The organism is Streptomyces endophyticus (genome assembly GCF_035798155.1).
Classification (GTDB): Bacteria; Actinomycetota; Actinomycetes; order Streptomycetales; family Streptomycetaceae; genus Streptomyces; species Streptomyces endophyticus.
In genome coordinates this window covers 151927-172065 of the sequence record NZ_JAOZYC010000013.1, presented here as the reverse complement: position 1 = coordinate 172065, position 20139 = coordinate 151927, and the positions used below count along the sequence as shown (strand labels likewise).

Here is a 20139-nt window from a genome sequence, read left to right as displayed (position 1 = left end):
GTCCGGCCGACTGGGCCGACGCCATCGAGGCCGCGCGCATCCTCGCCCGCGAGGCGCACGCGGAGCTCACGGTCCGTGCCGACCGGCACGAGCCGTGGCACCCCGGCCGCTGCGCCGCCCTGTACGTCGACATCGACGGCACGGAGACGCTCGTCGGCCACGCCGGTGAGCTGCACCCGCGCGTCGTCAAGGCGCTGAGCCTGCCCGAGCGCACCTGCGCGATGGAGCTGGACCTCGACGTCCTGGAGCGGGCCGGCACCGGCATGCTCGAGGCGCCGCGGATCTCCACGTTCCCCGTCGCCACGCAGGACGTCGCGCTGATCGTCGACAAGACGGTCCCGGCCGCCGAGGTCGAGAAGGCGCTGCGCGAGGGCGCCGGTGAACTCCTCGAGTCCATCCGGCTGTTCGACGTGTACGAGAACGCGGAGCAGCTCGGCGCCGACAAGAAGTCGCTCGCCTACGCGCTCTGCTTCCGGGCCGGCGACCGCACGTTGAAGGCCGACGAGGCGTCGGCCGCTCGTGACGCCGCGGTGGCGCTCGCCGCCGAGCGCACGGGCGCGGTGCTGCGCGGCGCGTAACGACACCGGCGCGTGACGGCGCGCGCAGCCGCATTTGAGGGGTGTATCCGGGAGACCGGGTGCACCCCTCACTCATTCGGGTGAGGATTCTCGATGATCGGGCCCCGAACGGGCAGGCGCTCGACAGAATCATTGCGGTCGCCGGGCCGACCGGCGAGCGCGCTGTAGTGGCCTAGGGGGCCGTCGGCATGATCCGTATCAAGACCAAGGCGCCCACAGGACTCGAACCGAGGCGGGCTCGGCGCACGTTGATGCTGGGCCTGCCGACCGTGTGGGGCGCGGTCGCCATGACGTACAAGTTCGTCTGCCCGTTCGCCCAGCTGGACGGCGTCGGCGCGCGGATCGCGACCAGCGCCGTCTTCTTCGCCGTAGGCACCGGGCTGATATTGCGTGTACGCCACATCCTGATGCGGGAGTTGAGCGAGACGCGGGCCGTCGCGGACGCCGCGCAGTCCGCGCTGCTGCGCCCGCTGCCGCCCCGGCTCGACGGCCTCGTGCTCGCCGCGGGACAGCTCTCCGCCGACCGCGCCGCCAGCGTCGGCGGCGACCTGTACGACGTCGTCGCCACCGATCACGGCGTCCGCGTGGTCATGGGAGACGTACGAGGGCACGGGATCGCCGCGCTGGGCACGGTCGGCGCCGTCCTCGGCAGCTTTCGCGAGGCCGCGCACGACGAGGACGAACTCGGGCCGCTGATGCGGCGGTTGGAGCGCGCGCACGCCCGCCATCTGCGCCAGCGCGCCCGGGACGAGCATCCCTCCGCCTGCGGAGGGGAGCCGGAGAACCCGATCGCGGAGGAGTTCGTGACGGTGCTGCTCCTGGAGATCCGGCGGGACGGCGCGGTGCACGCCCTCAACTGCGGTCACCCGTGGCCGTATCTGCTGCGTCCCGGCGCCGTGCGCTGCGTGGAGCCGATGAGCGGCGGCGATCCGATGCCCCCGCTCGGCCCGTTCCCGCTGCCCGCCGAGCTGGCGCCCGTGCGCTGCGGGCGGATCCGGCCCGGCGAGGGGCTCCTGCTGCACACCGACGGCATAGAGGACGCCCGTGATCACCACGGCCGGTTCTTCCCGCTGCGGTCCACGCTCGACGGGGCCGTGCGGGGCCGCCCCATCACGCCGCAGGCCGTCATTCACGCCGTCTACAGCCGCCTCCTGTGCCACGTCGGCGGCCGGCTCGGTGACGACGCCGCGCTGCTCGTGCTGCGCAACGACCGGAGCCGGGTGCCCGCCCAGCACGCCGGACCCGTCGTGCGCACTGCCCACAAGGTGCTCTGAACCGCCCGCTGTTCAGGGCCGTACGAGGCCGGGGGCCGCGTCGTCCGCCCGCCGCGGAGTGTGTCGGGCAGGCGAGCGGGCGAACGACGCGGGATTCGGGCCGTCGCGCTGTACGAGGGGGAGCCGACGGCCCGGCCGGCCTCTTGCGAGGCAATTCAGTCAAGCGGGTCCCAACCAGCCACAACAGCGCGCACACGTCACGGACTTGGGCATTCCGATCACACCCCGTGTGAAGGCCCCTCGACTAGGCTGGCGGCACCGGGCCAATGAAGGGCAACGGAGGCTCTCGATGCAGCCCAACACCCTGCTCGACGCGATTCTCGACGAGGCCGGGATCTCCCATGCGGGACTCGCGGCCCATGTGAACCAGGGGGGCAAGGCGCGCGGCCTCGCCCTCCGCTACGAACACACCGCGGTCGCCCGCTGGCTGAAGGGCCAGCGGCCGCGCGGCCAGGTGCCCGACCTGATCTGCGAGGTGCTGGCGGCGCGGCTGCAGCGGCACGTCACCCTCGACGACATCGGCCTCGGCGTCTCCTGCGAGCCCCCCACCGCGCACGTGACGACGCTGTCCGGCTTCGTGGAGCGGGCCACCGCTCTGTGGCGCTCCGACCAGCAGCAGCGCCGGCACATCCTGGACGCCCCCGCCGTCACCGGCACCCCGGCCGTGATGCCCGTGTGGGAGTGGGAGAACCCGCCCGAGGACAACGACGTCTCGCGCGGCGGCCGCCACCCGGTCAGCGTCGCCGACCTGGAGATGATGCGCTCGGCCCGCGCCCACTACGAGCAGATGTACCGCAAGGCGGGCGGCATCGCGACGCGCAGCCGGATCGTCGGCTTCCTCAACGCCGAGGCGGCGCCGCTGCTGCGCGGCAGCTACACCGACGACACCGGGCGCCAACTGCACCGCGCCACCGGCGGCTTGGTGGCCATCGCGGGCATCTGCGCGTACGACTCCGACGCGCACGGACTCGCGCAGCGCTACTTCCACCAGGCGCTGCGGCTCGCGAAGGCCAGCGCGGACAGGGGACTTGGGGCCTACGTCATCGCGCTGCTCGTCAACCAGTCGCTGCACATGCGCGATCACCGGCAGGCGGTCGCCTTCGCGGAGGCCGCGCTGCGGGCCGCCGGGCGGCACATCTCGCCCGCGCTCGCCTCGGACCTGTACGCGATGCAGGCGAAGGCGTACGCGCACCTCGGTGACGGTACGAGTGCCCTGGAGTGCATCCGGCGTGCCGAGTCCGCCGCCGATCGCATCCGGCGCGGGCACGAGCCGGACGAGACGGGTTACGTGCAGCCGGGATTCGTCAACGTACAGGTGGCGGAGGCCCTGTTGAGCCTCGGGGACTACGCGGCCGCCAAGGAGCACGCGCAGGAGGCGGTGCACACCCCGGCGCACGATCGGGGGCGTGTGCACCGGCTCGCCGTGCTCAGCCAGATCCAGCTCAGACAGGGGAACGCGGAACAGGCCGTGGCCACCGCCGTGGAAATGGCCGAGACCGCTCGCGGCATGGAGTCGCAGCGCCTGCGAGACAGACTCCGGGCCGTCCGCGAACACCTTGTGCGCAGCGGATGCGCAGGTACGGCCGAGGCCGCCGAGCTCATCGACGGAGCGCTGCGCGTGCCACTGTGAGCCTTTGCGCGGGGACCCCGCGTTTGTCACTGCTGCGATATTGCCATCACCTCGACGGAAGGTGGCAGAACCGTGCAGTGGACGAAAAAGAACGAACAAACTGTGTATGCAAACCGATGGTTCAGCGTCAACCTGGCAGACGTCGCTCTACCCGACGGCCGGCACCTCGACCACTTCGTGATACGCCTGCGCGCCGTGGCCGTGGCCACGATCGTCAATGAGGCGCACGAAGTGCTTCTGTTGTGGCGGCACCGCTTCATCACCGACAGCTGGGGCTGGGAACTCGCCGCGGGTGTCGTCGAGGACGGGGAGGACATCGCGTACGCGGCGGCAAGGGAGTTGGAGGAAGAGACCGGCTGGCGGCCGGGACCGCTGCGGCACCTGATGAGCGTCGAACCGTCCAACGGCCTCACGGACGCCCGGCACCACATCTACTGGACCGACGAGGGAACGTACATCGGTCACCCCCAGGACGACTTCGAGTCGGACCGCAGGGAATGGGTCCCGCTCAAACTCGTCCCCGACATGATCGCTCGCGGAGAGGTCCCGGCCGCCAACATGGCGGCCGCACTACTTCTCCTGCACCACCTCAACCTCGGCTAGCGCCCTTCGGGGCTAGTGGCCGAGGGCCTGCCACACCGCGATGGCCAGCGCGCCGGCCGAGGTCAGCGCGGCCACCGTGGGCAGCGGCCAGCGGGCGTTCTCGAGTGCGCTGAGCCGGGTGCCGAGGTCGTCCTGATCCTTGGCGGTCTGGTCGTCGCGGTGTGTGTGCAGGGCCAGTTGACCGTCGATGCGGGCCAGTTGGACCTCCAAGACCCGTCGTAACTCTGCGAGTTCTTCAGGGACCACGGGATTATCCGGGTCGGTGGTCACGAAAACGCTCCTTCCTTGATCGTGGCATCAGTTGTGTCGTCACTGATGCACCACCGGAAGTCAACTCGCCTGGTGGACGCGGCGGGAGCGTGTGCGAAAGGCATATGCGGGTCAGTTGCGCACTCCCCGTGCGAACGCAGTGGGCCCGGTGCTCCGAAGAGCACCGGGCCCACTCGCGGATTACGCTGCGTGGTCAGGCGTAGGTGTAGAAGCCCGAACCGCTCTTGCGACCGAGCCGGCCCGCGTCGACCATCCGCTGGAGCAGCGGGGGAGCGGCGTACAGCGGCTCCTTGTACTCGTCGTACATCGAGTCCGCGATGGAGACGATGGTGTCGAGGCCGATCAGGTCGGAGAGCTTGAGCGGGCCCATCGGGTGGGCGCAGCCGAGTTCCATGCCGTTGTCGATGTCCTCGCGGCTCGCGATGCCCGACTCGAACATCCGGATGGAGGAGAGCAGGTACGGCACGAGCAGCGCGTTCACCACGAAGCCCGAGCGGTCCTGGGCGCGGATCGCGTGCTTGCCGAGGGTCTTCTCCACCATGACCTGGGCGCGGCTGATCGTGCCCTCGGACGTGGTGAGCGCCGGGATCAGCTCGACGAGCTTCTGCACCGGAGCCGGGTTGAAGAAGTGGATGCCGACCACGTGGTCCGGGCGGGACGTCGCCACGGCCAGCTTCACCAGCGGGATGGAGGAGGTGTTCGACGCGAGGATCGCGTCGGTCCGGGTCACGACCTGGTCGAGGACCTGGAAGATCTCCGTCTTCACCTGCTCGTTCTCGACGACCGCCTCGATGACGAGGTCACGGTCGGAGAACTCGCCGAGGTCCGTCGTGAAGGTGAGGCGCTCCTGCGTCTCGGCCAGCTCCTCCTCGGTGATCTTGCCGCGCGAGGCCGCCTTCGCGAGGGAGCTGAGCAGCCGGGTGCGGCCGTACTCCAGGGCCTCGCCGGTGGTTTCGGCCACCTTCACGTCGAGTCCCGCACGGGCGCAGACCTCCGCGATTCCGGCGCCCATCTGGCCGCAACCCACCACGCCGACGCGTTGGATGTCACTCAAGGGGTCCGTCACCTCGTGCCTTTCGCTCTTCGTCCGGGGATCACCGGTGCCAGGGGCACAGTGTCCAGCCGGGGGCTTCCGGATCCGCACGTTACCCCGTAGACATGAGTGGGGTGGAGCCCGGGTTAACGGCTGTTCATGCGGTCAACACCGTGTCACACGAGGTTGGGGGGAACCTATGGGACGTATCTCACGTATTTCGCGGCGCGGTTTCACGCTCGGCGCGGCCCTCGCACTGACCGCGGTGACGGCGGCGGACGCCGCCGCCTCGGCCCCGGTGCGGCGGGAGCTGCGGGGCATGTGGCTGGCTACGGTGGCCAACCGGGACTGGCCCTCGCGGGCGGGTCTGAGCCCCGCCGAGCAGCGCGCCGAGCTGATCGCGCACCTGGACACGGCCGTTCGCCGCCGGCTCAACACCGTGATCTTCCAGATCCGGCCGACCGCGGACGCCCTGTGGCCCTCCGCTCACGAACCGTGGTCCGCCGTCCTCACCGGGACGCAGGGGCAGGACCCGGGCTGGGACCCGCTGGGCACGGCGGTGGCCGAGGCGCACGCGCGCGGCCTGGAGCTGCACGCCTGGTGCAATCCGTACCGGATCGCCAACCACACGGACCCGAGCCGCCTGATCCCCACCCATCCGGCTCGGCTGCACCCAATGGGGTCTCCCCTGCTCGAGGCTGTTCGAGAGCTTGGGGAAGGGTCGTCCCCTACGGCGGCAAGCTCTACTACAACCCCGGGCTGCCGGAGGTCCGCCGCTTCGTCGTGGACGCGATGCTGGACGCGGTCGAGAAGTACGCCGTCGACGCCGTGCACTTCGACGACTACTTCTACCCGTACCCCGTCGCGGGACAGACCTTCGACGACGACGCGGCCTACGCGACGTACGGCGGTGGCTTCCCGGACCGGGCGGCCTGGCGGCGCGACAACATCGACCGGCTGATCCGGGAGATGGCGGCGCGCATCAAGAAGACCAGGCCGCGGGCCCGGTTCGGCATCAGCCCCTTCGGGGTGTGGCGCAACAGGGCGACCGATCCGCGGGGTTCGGACACCACGGCCGGTGTGCAGACCTACGACGACCTGCACGCGGACACCCGTAAGTGGGTGCGCGAGCGGTGGATCGACTACGTGGTGCCGCAGGTGTACTGGAACATCGGGTTCGCGGCGGCCGACTACGCGAAGCTCGTGCCGTGGTGGGCCCAGGTCGTACGGGGCACGGGCGTGCGCCTCTACATAGGCGAGGCGCTCTACAAGGCGGGCGACCCGGCGCAGCCCGCCGCATGGCAGGACCCGGCCGAGCTGTCCCGGCACCTCACGTTCGCGGACCGCTTTCCGGAGGTGCGCGGGCACGTCTTCTTCTCGGCCAAGGAGGTCGGGCAGGACAGGAACGGCGCGATGGCCCGCGTGGTCGCGGACCACTACTCCTGACTCAGGGCACTCCTGACTCAGGGCTTCTTCGCGGTGCCGTGCCGCACGACCGCGTCGGGCCCCGGCGACATGATCGCCTCGTGGCCGTCCTCGAACCGCACCCGGAACGGCGGATCGCCGTCCGTCCCGAGCACTTCGACGATCTGTGCCACCCGGTCGTGCTGCCCGACGATCCGGCCGTGCACCAGCAGCTGGTCCCCTACGGTTGCGCGCATCAGGAGCGACCTCCTCTACGTGCCGTACGTTGCGCCAAGTGTACGGCGGTACGCGGCGGTTGGGACCCGTCTCAGCCGCGTGCGCGTTGGGTCGCCGCGATGCACAGCAGGACCGCCGCCGCGGTGAGCGGCGCCGCGACCGGCAGCGCCTCGCCGAGCAGGGCGACCGACCAGACGAGGGTCAACAGCGGTTGTGCGAGCTGGAGTTGGCTCGCCCTCGGGATGCCGATCAGTGCCATGCCCTTGTACCAGACGATCAGACCGAGGAACTGCGAGCCGACCGCCACCCACAGCAGCCCGGCCACGGCGTGCCCGGTCAGGTGCACGGGCTCGTACGGGAGGGAGATCGCCGCGCCCGCCACGGCGAGGGGCAGGCACAGCACGAGCGCCCACGCGATGACCTGCCAGCCCGGCAGCACGGACGCGAGCCGGCCGCCCTCGGTGTAGCCCGCCGCGCAGATCAGCAGCGCCCCGAACAGGAGCAGGTCGGCCCGGGTGAGGGCGCCGCCGCTCTGCTGCACGGTGAACGCGATGACCGCGGCCGCGCCCACGCACGCGGCGATCCAGAACGTGCGCGAGGGCCGGGAGCCGGTGCGTATCGACGAGAAGACGGCGGTCGTCAGCGGCAGCAGGCCGACCACCACCGCGGAGTGCGCGGTCGTCGCGGTCTCCAGGGCGAGCGTGGTGAGCAGCGGGAAGCCGACCACCACTCCGGCGGCGACGACGGCGAGGCCCGCCCAGTGCCGCCGCTCGGGAACGCGGACGCGCAGGACCAGCAGACAGGCGCCCGCGACGAGCGCGGCCAGGACGCAGCGCACGCTGATCAGGGAGTAGGGGCCGAAGCCTTCGAGGCCCCAGACCGTGGCGGGGAAGGTGAGCGAGAAGGACGTGACGCCGATGGCGGCGAGCACGGTTCCGGCGAGCCTGCCCGGCCGGTCCTGGGGCGTGAGCGGGGCGGCCGCGGCGATCGGCCGCTCGGCAAGTGCTACCCGCTCCCGCTCGATAGCGCTATTCTGTGCTCTCATGCAACAGAGTAGCAGCGTAGGTGAACTGGCGAAACAGCTCCGATCCGAGCTGAACCGCTACTCACCAGGTGAAAAGCTGCCGTCGAGCCGCACCCTCGTCGACCGCTTCAAGGTGAGCCCGGTGACGGTCTCCCGCGCGCTCGCCCAGCTCGCCGCCGAGGGCCTCGTCGTCACCCGCCCCGGCGCCGGCGCCTACCGGGCCGAGGCGCGGGCCTCGGCCGGGCCCGTCGGCGACACCTCCTGGCAGGAGGTCGCGCTGAGCGCCGACGCCGCGACGGAGGTCGTGCCGCGCGCGGTCGACGCGGCGGGCGTCCTGGTGACGCTCTCGCCGCCGCCACCCGGCGTCATCGAGCTCAACACCGGCTATCTGCACCCGGTACTGCAACCGGGCGCCGCCATGTCCGCCGCCCTCGCGCGCGCCGGACGACGCCCCGGGGCCTGGGCCAAGCCGCCCGTCGACGGACTCCCCGAACTGCGAGAGTGGTTCGCGCGCGGCATCGGCGGGGCGGTGTCCGCCTCGGACGTGCTGATCACGTTCGGCGGGCAGTCGGCGCTCACCACCGCGCTGCGCGCGCTCGCGCCGCCGGGCGCCCCCGTCCTCGTCGAATCGCCCACGTATCCGGGCATGTTGGCGATCGCGCGGGCGGCGGGGCTGCGGCCCGTGCCGGTGCCGGTGGACCGGGACGGCGTGCGTCCCGAACTCCTCGCGCAGGCCTTCAGGGCGACAGGCGCCAGGCTCTTCGTGTGCCAGCCGCTGTTCCAGAACCCGACGGGGGCGGTGCTCTTCCCGGACCGGCGCCCCGAGGTGCTGCGGATCGCGCGGGAGGCCGGGGCGTTCATCGTCGAGGACGACTTCGTGCGCCGGCTCGTCCACGAGGACGCGGGGCCGCTGCCCCGGCCCCTCGCGTCCGACGATCCCGACGGCGTCGTCGTGCACGTCTGCTCGCTCACCAAGGCGACGTCGCCGAGCCTGCGCATCGGCTGCCTCGCCGCCCGCGGCCCCGTCCTGGAACGGCTGCGCGCGATCCAGGTCGTCGACCACCTCTTCGTCCCGCGCCCCCTCCAGGAGGCCACGCTCGAACTCGTCGGATCCCCGGCCTGGCCGCGCCATCTGCGCACCCTGGCGGGGGAGTTGAGGTCCCGCCGCGACATCCTGGCGGCCGCGATCACCACGGACCTCCCCGCGCTCGACCTCACGCACATCCCGGCCGGCGGCTACCACCTGTGGCTGCGCCTGCCGGAGGGCAGCGACGAGACGGCCCTGGTCGCGGGCGCCCTGCGCGCGGGCGTCGCGGTCGCCCCCGGCCGCCCGTACTTCTCGGCCGAACCCCCGGCCCCGCACATCCGCCTGAGCTTCGTGGGCGTCGCGGCGACCGCCGAGATCACCGAGGGCGTACGGCGCCTGAAGACGGCCTGCGCGGAGCTCCTGCCCCCGAATCCGCTCGACGCGCACGCGTCCGACCTGTGAGGATCCCCGTATGACCAGCTCCCTGCCCGACGGCTACGCGATATCCACCGACCCCGCGCGCATCGACACGGACCGCGTCCACGCATGGCTCTCCGAGGACGCGTACTGGGCACTCGGCCGCCCGCGCGCCCAGCAGGACAAGGCGCTCGCCGGATCCCTCAACTTCGGTGTGTACGACGCGGCCTCGGGCGAACAGGTCGCCTACGCGCGCGTGGTCACGGACGCGGCCACGTTCGCCTGGCTCTGCGACGTGTACGTGGACCGCTCGGTACGCGGCAAGGGCATCGGCAAGGCGATGGTGACCGCGATCCGCGACCACCTGGAGCCACTCGGCATCCGCCGCGTCCTCCTGGCGACCCAGGACGCGCACGGGGTGTACGAGGAGGTGGGCTTCAAGCCCCTGGAACACCCGGAGCGGTGGATGGCGCTGTACTTCTCCTAGAGCGGTTCCGGCACATCAAGCCCCGCTCTGTGGACGAGAGCCAGCGGGGTCCGGGGCAGAGCCCCGGGACCTTGACCCCGGCTACCCCCGAGTACACGATCAAGCGATGCAGCTGACCGTGACGCTCGTCGCCGCCGCACGCAGCTCCACCCTGCTCGACGAACGCTTCGACGACGACCGCCCGCTGGACACCACCGGCTGGCACGGAGTGCAACACGCCGCCCCGCTCCTCGCGCAGCTCGCCGCGGCCGAGCTGCGCTACTGCTCACCCACCCCCCGCAGTCGCGCGACCGGCGACGCCCTGGGCCTCTCCCCGCTCGCCCAACCCGCGCTGCGGGACTGCGACATGGGCCGTTGGCGCGGACGCACGCTCACCGAGGTCGCGGCCGTGGAACCGGCAGCCGTGGAGCACTGGCTCGGCGATCCCCGGTCGGCGCCGCACGGCGGGGAGTCACTGCTCGCCTTCATCGGCCGGATAGGCGACTGGCTGGACACCCGGCCCACCGAGGACGGCACCCGTATGGTCGCGATCGCCGAGCCGTCCGTGGTCCGCGCGGCGCTCGTCTACGCGCTGAAGGCGCCCCCGTCGACGTACTGGAACATCGACGCGCGACCGCTGTCGACGGCGGTCGTCACCGGGCACCAGGGCCGCTGGAATCTGCGGCTCGGCGGTACTCCGTCGTGAGCAGCAGATCCTTGGCGGGCCCCTTGACGCGCCACACGGTCCGCCACCGGTCCGCGCCGGACACGGTGAACTCGCCCCGGTAGAGGTCGGCCGAGCACGGGTGGTCGGCGACGTGGTGGCCCGTGCGCAGGTCCAGGTCGTGGAAGAAGCGCCCGTCGGAGAAGCGCACGACGGCGGTACCGGGGTCCTCGCCCGGCAGGTAGCGGAGCGTGCGCTCGGCGGGCCGGGCGACCCCGTGCCACTCGAACGTCCCCGACTCGAAGTGCAGCAGGCCGTCCCCCTCGGCCGTGAAGGCGGTCGTCCCGGTGAACGTCCCCGTCACGTCCGCCGCGAGATCCCGCACCGTCCGCTCGACCCGCCAGCGCCCTGCCAGGAACGCCAAGACGTCGGAAACCGGCCAGAGTTCGCCGCTCACGCACACCACTCCCGCTCACCTCTGCGCGAACCGTTGACGCGCGTACCGCTGCTTCCTATCTTGCCGTTCGCAGTTTAGGACGTCGTACGAAATACCGAACGTAAGGGTAGGGAGTGCGCATGACACGTGGACGACGCAGGCGCTGGAGACTCGGGCTCGGGGCCGCGGTGGGATCCCTGCTGGTGGGCACGGCGGTGCTGCCGTCATCGGCCGCGGACGCGGGTGGCGCGGGCGACGGAGGCGCGGTGGCCGATGCCACCGACTACTCCGTCACCGTCGACCCGAACCGCTCGGGCGCGGCCATCGACGACACGATGTACGGCGTCTTCTTCGAGGACATCAACCGGGCCGCCGACGGCGGGCTCTACGCCGAACTCGTACAGAACCGGTCCTTCGAATACTCCACCGCCGACAACAACGGCTACACCCCGCTCACCGCCTGGAAGACGAACGGCACGGCGAAGGTCGTCGACGACGACGGTCGGCTCCATGCCCGTAACCGTAACTACCTCTCCCTGGCCGCCGGCGCGAGCGCCACCAACTCCGGCTACGGCACGGGCTACACCCTCAAGAAGGGCGAGGCGTACGACTTCTCGGTCTGGGCGCGCGGCGACTCCGAGGTCACCGCGACCCTCGGCGACGCCGACGGCGCACTCGCCACGCCCCGCAAGATCCGGACGCGCGGCGGCTGGGCCCAGTACCGGGCGACGTTCACGCCGAGCCAGGACACCACGACGGGCCGCCTCACCGTCGCCACCACGAAGGACACCGCGCTCGACATGGTGTCGCTGTTCCCGCGCGACACCTACAAGGGCAGGAAGAACGGTCTGCGTAAGGACCTGGCGGAGAAGGTCGCGGACCTCAAGCCCGGATTCGTGCGCTTCCCCGGTGGCTGCCTGGTGAACACCGGCTCCATGAAGGGGTACGACGAGGCCTCCGGCTACGAGCGCAAGCGTTCGTACCAGTGGAAGGACACGGTCGGCCCGGTCGAGCAGCGCGCCACCAACGCGAACTTCTGGGGCTACAACCAGAGTTACGGGCTCGGCTACTACGAGTACTTCCAGTTCGCCGAGGACGTCGGTGCGATGCCGCTGCCCGTCGTCCCGGCCCTCGTCACCGGCTGCGGCCAGAACAAGGCCACCGACGACGACGCGCTTCTGAAGCGGCACATCCAGGACACGCTCGACCTGATCGAGTTCGCCAACGGGCCGACGAGCACCAAGTGGGGCAAGCTCCGCGCCGAGATGGGCCACCCGAAGCCCTTCCACCTGACGCACCTCGAAGTCGGCAACGAGGAGAACCTGCCGAACGAGTTCTTCGCGCGCTTCAAGCAGTTCCGCGCCGCCATCGAGGCCGAGCACCCCGACGTCACGATCATCTCCAACTCCGGCCCCGACGACAGCGGTACGACCTTCGACACGGCCTGGAAGCTCAACAAGGACGCGAAGGTCGACATGGTCGACGAGCACTATTACAACAGCACGCGGTGGTTCCTCCAGAACAACGAGCGCTACGACTCCTACGACCGGCAGGGCCCCAAGGTCTTCCTCGGCGAGTACGCCTCGCTCGGCAACCAGTGGTCCAACGCCATGTCCGAGGCCGCCTACATGACGGGCCTCGAACGCAACGCGGACGTCGTGAAACTCGCCTCGTACGCCCCGCTGTTCGCCCGCACCGACACCGTGCAGTGGAAGCCCGACATGATCTGGTTCAACGACCAGAAGTCGTGGGGTTCGGCCGACTACGAGGTGCAGAAGCTCTTCATGCGCAACGTCGGCGACCGGGTGGTTCCGTCCAGTGCCACCGCCACCCCGTCGACCCTGGAGCCGATCACCGGCGCCGTGGGCCTGTCGACATGGGCCACCAGCGCCGCGTACGACGACGTGAAGGTCACCGGTGCCGACGGGAAGACGCTGCTGAGCGACGACTTCAGCGGTGACGCGGCGCAGTGGACCGGCACGGGCAGCGGGAGCTGGAGCGTCCAGGACGGGCAGTACGTGCAGTCCGACGCGGCCGCCGAGAACACCCTGGTCACGGCGGGCGACCCGAGCTGGCAGAACTACGACCTGCACGTGAAGGCCACCAAGAAGTCCGGTAAGGAGGGCTTCCTGGTTGCCTTCGGCGTCAAGGACACCGGGAACTACTACTGGTGGAACCTGGGCGGCTGGAACAACACGCAGTCCGCCGTCGAACAGGCCGTGAACGGCGGCAAGTCGACGCTTCTGTCCAAGGCCGGATCGATCGAGACCGGCCGCGCCTACGACATCGACATCAAGGTCCGGGGCCGTCAGGTGACCCTGTACCTCGACGGTCAGGAGTGGGGCTCCTTCAAGGACGACAAGCCGGCCGAGCCGTTCCGCCAGGTCGTCACCCGCGACAAGGCCACCGGCGACCTGATCGTCAAGGTCGTCAACGCGCAGGAGTCCGCGGCCCGTACGAAGGTCGACCTCGGCGGCGCCGACGTCGCGGACTCGGCCACGGTGACGACGCTGACCGCGGCGCCCGACGCCGAGAACACGGCGACCGACCGGCCCGTGAAGCCGGTGACGTCGAGATTCGACGGAGTCGCCGACAGGTTCACGTACACGTTTCCGGGGAACTCGGTGACGTTCCTGAGGATCAAGAAGGGCTGATCCCTTCCGGTCCCTGGGCGAAGGGGCGCGCGCGGTGCCCGGCGGCAATGACAGGGGCGGCCGGGATCCTCGTCGCCGCGCGCGTCACCTTCGCGGTACAGCCGGGGGCCGCGCACTCGCAGGAGAACGCGAGCTCCCGGTCGCCGGGCTCCCCGTCCGCCCAGGGGCGGCCGAAGTACCCGGCGACCTGGGCGACCGCGGCCTCGTTGGCCTCGCGGAGCAGGGCGCGGCGCTCGGCGGGTCCCTCGGCGTGCGGCCCCTCGGCGAGCGGGTGCGCCCAGCGGCGGGCGACCTCCTCCGTGGTGTCCGTGGTGCCGTCGACGGTCAGGAAGGGCGCGCCGGACTCCCGTACCTCGTCCTCGATCTCCAGGGCGAGGCGGCGGTACAGGGCCAGCGGGCCGGGGCCCAACTCCCGTTCCGCGAGCCGCTTTTCGAGCAGCTCGGGGGTCGGCAGCAGCCACAGTGCGGCCCGGCCGGGGAGGGCTCGGGCGACAGCAGGCGTCATCGTCGTGCCCTCGGCCACCGTCAGCGGCGCCGAGGGCAGAGCCCGTACGTCGTCGACGACCATCGGGCCACGCGCGCGGTGCAGGGACATCGCGAGCAACTCGTCTACGGGTCTTGCCCAGCGCTCGTCGGGCGGCAGCGTCTCGAAGCGGACGGCCGCCTCGTGATGCGCGGCGAGCGCCCGGTCGCGGTGCGCCCACGTGCGGGTGTCGGCGTGGTAGCGGCGCAGGCCGTACCGCCGGGCGAGGCGCTCGGCGACCGTCGACTTGCCGGCGCCGGGCGCGCCGCCCAGCCACAGAACGTGCCGCACGCGCTCAGCCGTTCACGAACTTCATGCTGCCCGCGTCGTAGCGGTCACCGGCCACCTCGCCCGCCGGGGCCGCCGCGTCGATCGCGGCCAGGTCGTCCGCCGAGAGCTCCAGAGTGGCGGCCTTGAGGTTCTCCTCCAGGTACTTCTGGCGGCGCGTGCCGGGGATCGGCACCACGTCGTCGCCCTGGTGCTGCACCCAGGCGAGCGCCAACTGGCCCGCCGTGACGCCCTTCTGGGCCGCCAGCTCCTCCAGGCGGGCGACGATCGCGAGATTGCGCTCCAGGTTCCCGTCCGTGAAGCGCGGCTGGGAGCGGCGCAGATCGCCCTCCTGGAACTGCTCCGTCGACTTGTAGGCCCCGGTGAGGAAGCCGCGCCCCAGCGGCGAGAACGGGACGAGCCCGATGCCCAGCTCCCGGCACACCGGCAGGATCTCCGCCTCCAGGTCGCGCGTCCACAGCGAGAACTCGCTCTGCAGCGCCGCGATGGGGTGCGTCGCACACGCCTTGCGCAGCGTGTCCGCGCCCGCCTCCGAGAGGCCGAGGTGGCGCACCTTGCCCTCCTTCACCAGCTCCGCCATGGCGCCCACGGTCTCCTCGATGGGCACGTCGCGGTCGACGCGGTGCAGGTAGTACAGGTCGATGTGGTCGACGCCGAGCCGGCGCAGCGAGGCCTCGCAGGCCTGGCGCACGTAGGCCGCGTCGCCGCGGATCTCGACGGGCTCGCCGAGCTTGTTGGCGAAGCCGAACTTCGTGGCAAGGACGGCCTGTTCGCGGCGCCCCGGAGCGGCGAGGGCGCGGCCGATCAGCTCCTCGTTGTGCCCGCTTCCGTAGAAGTCCGAGGTGTCGAGCAGGGTGACACCGAGGTCGAGGGCGCGGTGGATCGTGCCGATCGACTGCTCGTCGTCGGACGGGCCGAAGCCGTGGCTCATGCCCATGCAGCCGAGGCCCTGCGCGGAGACGGTGAGCGCGCCCAGGCGGCGAGTGGGAAGGTTCGACATGGGGTGCTGCCTCCTGTGATGGTGCCGGTGCCGTATGCGCTCGACGGTATGACCTGGAGCGCACTCCAGGGCAAGCGATGCGCCTATGGGTACGCTGCCCGCGCGCCGGGTACGCCGGCGGGTTACGAGGGGGAGCGGTTATGAGCGCAGCGCGGATCCGGTGCGGAGGGACGGCGGTGTGCGCCGCTTTCGTGGCCTCCTTGCTCACCGTGGCGGGGTGCGCGGCGCCCGGCGGGCAGGCGAGGAAACCGGCCCCGTCCAAGGCCCAAAAGGCGGAACTCTCCTGGAAGTTCGAGCACATCGCGGACTTCAACGGCGAGCTGACCGACGTCGCGGTCCTCGCCGAGGACGACATCTGGGCGGCCGGCGCGGAGAACGACGGCAGCTACTCGTCCCTGCTCCTTCACTACGACGGCGAGCGGTGGAGCCGCGAACCCCTCCCCGAGGCGCTCGGCGACGGTGCGAGCTACCCGCCGATGCTCGAAGAGGTCGGCGACAAGGCCCTGTGGATGCGGTCGGTGCCGCGCCAGGAAGGCGTCCCGCAGGAGGACCCACAGGCGGTCAAGTGGGCCCAGTGGGACGGCACCCGCTGGTCCCCGGTGTCGAACCCACCGCCCGGTTCGGCAGCCGACCTCGACGCCGCGTCCCCCGACGACATCTGGACGCTCGCCGGTGAACAGGCCGTCGCACACTGGGACGGCAGGCGCTGGACCACGACCCGGCTCCCGTACAAGGTGGCCGATCTGGCCGTCGCGGGACCTGACGACGTCTGGGCGGTCGGCAATCGCTCCACCGGGCCCGGCACCGAGACGGTGCACGGCGAGCCGTACCCCCAGCCCGCCTCCACACACTGGGACGGCACGTCATGGAAGCCGGTGGACACGCCGCAGGCCCACTTCGAGGAGCCGACCCCGCCCGAGCCCACCGCGGGCCTGGGTCGGGTCGTCGCACTCGAAGGCGGGGAGGTGCGCGCGTACGGCGGCAACTCCTTCAACCACGGCGAGGGCGAGCCCGAACCGGAGGAGCAGGACATCCGGCTGCGCCGGGACGGCGCGAAGTGGGTCGACCAGAAGCCCGCTCCCGGTCAGTGCGAGCTGCGACTCCCGGTCGGCCAGGAAAAGGGCGGCCTCTTCCTCGACGGCAACTGGTACCTGACCGACGACAACCGCTGCGTGAAGATCAAACGCCAGCGACTGCCCCTGTCGACCGGCGCCCGCAAGGCCTCGAACCAGGGGCTGTGGCTGAAGGAGATCCACCGGGTCCCGGGCACCGACGAATGGATAGGCGCCGGGAAGGTGGAGGTCATGCAGAGCGGCGACCCGTTCGGCGCGCCCGTCGTCGTACGCCTGGAGCGCGGCTGAGCGGCCTGGGCCGCCTCCCATGGCCCATCGGCGTCGAGCACACCACTCGTTGCATAAACGTGCACAGCGACGTATAGTCATGCCATCCAAGAGGAGGGTTCCATGGCGGTACGCGCAGCAGTGGCGGGAGCGAGTGGATATGCGGGCGGCGAAGTGCTGCGCCTGCTGCTCGCCCACCCCGAGGTGGAGATCGGCGCCCTGACGGGCAACTCGAACGCGGGGCAGCACCTGGGCGCGCTCCAGCCGCACCTCTTCCCGCTCGCCGACCGAGTCCTCCAGGAGACCACGACGGAGGTGCTCGCGGGGCACGATGTCGTCTTCCTGGCGCTGCCGCACGGGCAGTCCGCCGCCGTCGCCGAGCAGCTCGGCCCGGACGTCCTCGTCGTCGACATGGGCGCCGACTTCCGGCTGAAGGACGCCGCCGACTGGGAGACGTTCTACGGCTCCCCGCACGCCGGCACGTGGCCCTACGGCCTTCCCGAACTGCCGGGTGGCCGTGCCGCGCTGGAGGGGTCCAAGCGCATCGCGGTGCCCGGTTGCTACCCGACGGCCGTCTCGCTCGCCCTCGTCCCCGCGTACGCGGCGGGGCTCGTGGAGAGCGAGGCCGTGATCGTCGCCTCCTCCGGCACCTCGGGCGCGGGCAAGGCGGCCAAGCCGCACCTGCTCGGCAGCGAGGTCATGGGGAACATGTCGCCGTACGGGGTGGGCGGCGGTCACCGACACACCCCCGAGATGATCCAGAACTTCAGCGCCGCGGCGGGGGAGCGGGTCTCCGTCTCCTTCACGCCGACGCTCGCGCCGATGCCCCGCGGCATCCTCGCCACGTGCAGCGCCAAGGCGAAGCCCGGCGTCACCGCCGACCAGGTGCGGGCCGCGTACGAGAAGGCGTACGGCGACGAGCCGTTCGTCAACGTGCTGCCCGAGGGACAGTGGCCGCAGACAGCCGCCGTGTACGGGTCGAACGCGGCGCAGATCCAGGTCGCGTACGACGCCGCCGCGGGCCGCGTCATCGTCATCAGCGCGATCGACAACCTGACCAAGGGCACCGCCGGCGGTGCCGTCCAATCCATGAACATCGCCCTCGGTCTCGACGAGACCACCGGGCTCTCGACGATCGGAGTCGCGCCGTGAGTGTGACGGCAGCCAAGGGATTCCAGGCCGCGGGCATCGCCGCCGGAATCAAGGACAGCGGGAACCCGGACCTGGCCCTCGTGGTCAACCGCGGCCCCCGCCTGGCGGCCGCGGGCGTGTTCACCTCCAACCGCGTCAAGGCCGCCCCGGTCCTCTGGTCCGAGCAGGTCCTCAAGGGCGGCCTCGTCTCCGCCGTCGTCCTCAACTCCGGTGGCGCCAACGCCTGCACCGGCCCCAAGGGCTTCCAGGACACGCACGCGACGGCCGAGAAGGTCGCCGAGGCCCTGGAGCTGAGCGCGGGTGAGGTGGCCGTCGCGTCGACCGGCCTCATCGGCGAGCTGCTGCCCATGGACAAGGTGCTGCCGGGCGTGGACAAGGCGGCGTCCCAGCTCTCCGAGCACGGCGGCGAGAAGGCCGCCATCGCCATCAAGACCACCGACAGCGTGCACAAGACCGCGGTGTACGAGGGCCACGGCTGGACCGTCGGCGGCATGGCGAAGGGCGCCGGCATGCTGGCCCCCGGCCTCGCCACCATGCTGGTCGTCCTCACCACGGACGCCGCGCTCGACAGCGAGGTCCTGGACAAGGCGCTGCGCGACGCCACCCGCGTCACCTTCGACCGGGTCGACTCCGACGGCTGCATGTCGACGAACGACACGGTGCTGCTGCTCGCCTCCGGAGCCGCCGAAGTCACCCCGGGATACGAGGAGTTCGCGAAGGCCGTCCGCCTCGTCTGCGACGACCTGGGTCGGCAGCTCATCGGTGACGCCGAGGGCGCCAGCAAGGACATCAAGGTCGAGGTGATCAACGCCGCGAGCGAGGACGAGGCCGTCGAGGTGGGCCGCTCCATCGCCCGGAACAACCTCCTCAAGTGCGCCATCCACGGCGAGGACCCCAACTGGGGCCGCGTCCTCTCCGCCATCGGCACCACGAAGGCGACCTTCGAGCCGGACGAGCTGAACGTCGCGATCAACGGCGTGTGGGTCTGCAAGAACGGCGGGGTCGGCGAGGACCGCGAGAAGGTGGACATGCGCTACCGGGAGGTCGTCGTCACCGCCGACCTCGCCGCGGGCACCGAGACCGCGACGATCTGGACCAACGACCTGACCGCCGACTACGTCCACGAGAACAGCGCGTACTCCTCATGAGCGAGACCGAAGAGACGAAAGAGACCAAGGCGACCAAGGCGGCCGGCGCGCGCAAGCACACCGCGCTCCCCAAGGCCCAGATCCTCATCGAGGCGCTGCCCTGGCTGACCCGGCACAACGGCAAGACGGTCGTCATCAAGTTCGGCGGAAACGCCATGATCGACGACGACCTGAAGGCCGCGTTCGCGCAGGACGTCGTCTTCCTGCACCACGCGGGGCTCAAGCCCGTCGTGGTGCACGGCGGCGGCCCGCAGATCAGCAAGGCGCTGGACCGGCACGGCATCGTCAGCGAATTCAAGGCGGGCCTTCGGGTCACCACCGAGGACGCCATGGACGTCGTACGGATGGTGCTCGCCGGGCAGGTGCAGCGCGAGCTGGTCGGCCTGCTCAACCAGCACGGACCGCTCGCCGTCGGTATCACCGGCGAGGACGCGCACACCATCACCGCCACCAAGCACCAGCCCCGCATCGAGGGCGAGCTGGTCGACATCGGCCGGGTCGGTGAGATCACCGAGATCGACACCGGCGCCATCGAGGCCCTGCTCGCCGACGGCCGGATCCCGGTCGTCTCCTCGATCGCCCGTTCCCAGGACGACTCGCATGTCTACAACGTCAATGCTGATACGGCGGCTGCGGCACTCGCTGCTGCGCTGGACGCCGAGACGCTGATGGTGCTGACCGACGTCGAGGGCCTCTACGAGGACTGGCCCCACTCAGACGAGGTCATCAGCCGGCTCACCGCCACCGAACTCGAGAAGCTGCTCCCGGAGCTGGCGAGCGGCATGGTCCCGAAGATGGAGGGCTGCCTGCACGCCGTGCGCAACGGCGTGCACACCGCCCGCGTCATCGACGGGCGGGTCCAGCACTCGATCCTGCTGGAGATCTTCACCGACGAAGGCATCGGCACGATGGTCATGGCCGACAAAGAGGGCGACACAAAAGGCGACACAGAGGGGGAGAACAACTCGTGA

19 protein-coding genes and 1 pseudogene are annotated in these 20139 nt (G+C 71.1%); 13 read left to right on the top strand and 7 right to left on the bottom strand.

The features are described from left to right. From OKJ99_RS04145 to OKJ99_RS04130, 4 genes are all read left to right on the top strand, one after another. The coding region (locus OKJ99_RS04145; RefSeq protein WP_456115180.1) for a phenylalanine--tRNA ligase subunit beta-related protein at positions 1–578 on the top strand (578 nt) is incomplete at its 5' end. Between the two features lie 188 nt (positions 579–766). Further along, complete coding sequence (locus tag OKJ99_RS04140; RefSeq protein ID WP_407700641.1) at positions 767–1852, top strand: PP2C family protein-serine/threonine phosphatase; 1086 nt, start codon at positions 767–769, stop codon at positions 1850–1852. 289 nt (positions 1853–2141) lie between these two features. Further along, positions 2142–3482 carry a tetratricopeptide repeat protein gene (locus OKJ99_RS04135; protein ID WP_326014341.1) on the top strand — a complete coding sequence of 447 codons (1341 nt, stop codon included), beginning with the start codon at positions 2142–2144 and terminating at the stop codon, positions 3480–3482. 72 nt (positions 3483–3554) lie between these two features. After that, entirely contained in the window at positions 3555–4085 is a 531-nt protein-coding gene (locus tag OKJ99_RS04130) for an NUDIX hydrolase (RefSeq protein ID WP_326014340.1), read from the top strand. 12 nt (positions 4086–4097) lie between these two features. On the opposite strand, the gene OKJ99_RS04125 is transcribed toward OKJ99_RS04130, so the two are convergent. Together OKJ99_RS04125 and OKJ99_RS04120 are read right to left on the bottom strand one after the other, a co-directional pair. Continuing rightward, positions 4098–4295, bottom strand: coding sequence for a hypothetical protein (locus OKJ99_RS04125; protein WP_326014339.1), 198 nt, complete (start codon positions 4293–4295; stop codon positions 4098–4100). Between the two features lie 253 nt (positions 4296–4548). Continuing rightward, positions 4549–5409 carry a 3-hydroxybutyryl-CoA dehydrogenase gene (locus OKJ99_RS04120; protein WP_326014338.1) on the bottom strand — a complete coding sequence of 287 codons (861 nt, stop codon included), beginning with the start codon at positions 5407–5409 and terminating at the stop codon, positions 4549–4551. 187 nt (positions 5410–5596) lie between these two features. On the opposite strand from OKJ99_RS04120, the pseudogene OKJ99_RS04115 reads away from it, so the two are divergent. Beyond that, positions 5597–6834, top strand: a pseudogene (locus OKJ99_RS04115) (glycoside hydrolase family 10 protein). 17 nt (positions 6835–6851) lie between these two features. On the opposite strand, the gene OKJ99_RS04110 reads toward OKJ99_RS04115, so the two are convergent. Further along, positions 6852–7049 (bottom strand): DUF1918 domain-containing protein, encoded by a 198-nt coding sequence (locus OKJ99_RS04110; protein ID WP_326014337.1) that lies wholly within the window; start codon positions 7047–7049, stop codon positions 6852–6854. A 71-nt stretch (positions 7050–7120) separates the two neighbouring features. Continuing rightward, positions 7121–8074, bottom strand: coding sequence for a DMT family transporter (locus OKJ99_RS04105; protein ID WP_326014336.1), 954 nt, complete (start codon positions 8072–8074; stop codon positions 7121–7123). Between OKJ99_RS04105 and OKJ99_RS04100 the strand changes: the two genes are divergently transcribed. The 3 genes from OKJ99_RS04100 (at position 8073) to OKJ99_RS04090 (ending at position 10669) form a co-directional block, all read left to right on the top strand. Beyond that, entirely contained in the window at positions 8073–9542 is a 1470-nt protein-coding gene (locus tag OKJ99_RS04100) for an aminotransferase-like domain-containing protein (protein WP_326014335.1), read from the top strand. The genes OKJ99_RS04105 and OKJ99_RS04100 overlap by 2 nt on opposite strands. A gap of 10 nt (positions 9543–9552) precedes the next feature. Further along, positions 9553–9984, top strand: coding sequence for a GNAT family N-acetyltransferase (locus OKJ99_RS04095; RefSeq protein WP_326014334.1), 432 nt, complete (start codon positions 9553–9555; stop codon positions 9982–9984). A 106-nt stretch (positions 9985–10090) separates the two neighbouring features. Further along, positions 10091–10669, top strand: a complete 579-nt coding sequence (locus OKJ99_RS04090; protein ID WP_326014333.1) for a histidine phosphatase family protein — start codon at positions 10091–10093, stop codon at positions 10667–10669. On the opposite strand, the gene OKJ99_RS04085 is transcribed toward OKJ99_RS04090, so the two are convergent. Then, on the bottom strand, positions 10617–11084 hold the full coding sequence (locus OKJ99_RS04085; protein WP_326014332.1) for a DUF6314 family protein: 468 nt from the start codon (positions 11082–11084) through the stop codon (positions 10617–10619). The two genes, OKJ99_RS04090 and OKJ99_RS04085, sit on opposite strands and share 53 nt — an antisense overlap. A gap of 119 nt (positions 11085–11203) precedes the next feature. Here OKJ99_RS04085 and OKJ99_RS04080 point away from each other — a divergent pair, with 119 nt between their 5' ends. Continuing rightward, positions 11204–13717 (top strand): alpha-L-arabinofuranosidase C-terminal domain-containing protein, encoded by a 2514-nt coding sequence (locus tag OKJ99_RS04080; RefSeq protein ID WP_326014331.1) that lies wholly within the window; start codon positions 11204–11206, stop codon positions 13715–13717. On the opposite strand, the gene OKJ99_RS04075 is transcribed toward OKJ99_RS04080, so the two are convergent. Both OKJ99_RS04075 and OKJ99_RS04070 read right to left on the bottom strand, forming a co-directional pair. Then, positions 13704–14531, bottom strand: a complete 828-nt coding sequence (locus tag OKJ99_RS04075) for an AAA family ATPase (protein ID WP_326014330.1) — start codon at positions 14529–14531, stop codon at positions 13704–13706. The genes OKJ99_RS04080 and OKJ99_RS04075 overlap by 14 nt on opposite strands. A gap of 4 nt (positions 14532–14535) precedes the next feature. Then, the gene (locus tag OKJ99_RS04070; RefSeq protein ID WP_326014329.1) at positions 14536–15528 is read right to left on the bottom strand and encodes an aldo/keto reductase; all 993 of its coding nucleotides are present in this window, start codon (positions 15526–15528) and stop codon (positions 14536–14538) included. Positions 15529–15668: 140 nt separating this feature from the next. On the opposite strand from OKJ99_RS04070, the gene OKJ99_RS04065 reads away from it, so the two are divergent. From OKJ99_RS04065 to argB, 4 genes are all read left to right on the top strand, one after another. After that, entirely contained in the window at positions 15669–16889 is a 1221-nt protein-coding gene (locus OKJ99_RS04065; protein ID WP_326014328.1) for a hypothetical protein, read from the top strand. A gap of 102 nt (positions 16890–16991) precedes the next feature. Then, positions 16992–18020: an N-acetyl-gamma-glutamyl-phosphate reductase gene (argC, locus tag OKJ99_RS04060; protein ID WP_326014327.1), complete on the top strand. Its 1029-nt coding sequence runs from the start codon at positions 16992–16994 to the stop codon at positions 18018–18020. Then, complete coding sequence (gene argJ / locus OKJ99_RS04055; RefSeq protein WP_326014326.1) at positions 18017–19168, top strand: bifunctional glutamate N-acetyltransferase/amino-acid acetyltransferase ArgJ; 1152 nt, start codon at positions 18017–18019, stop codon at positions 19166–19168. The genes argC and argJ overlap by 4 nt, the downstream gene beginning before the upstream one ends. Next, positions 19165–20139: an acetylglutamate kinase gene (gene argB / locus OKJ99_RS04050; protein WP_326014325.1), complete on the top strand. Its 975-nt coding sequence runs from the start codon at positions 19165–19167 to the stop codon at positions 20137–20139. The genes argJ and argB overlap by 4 nt, the downstream gene beginning before the upstream one ends.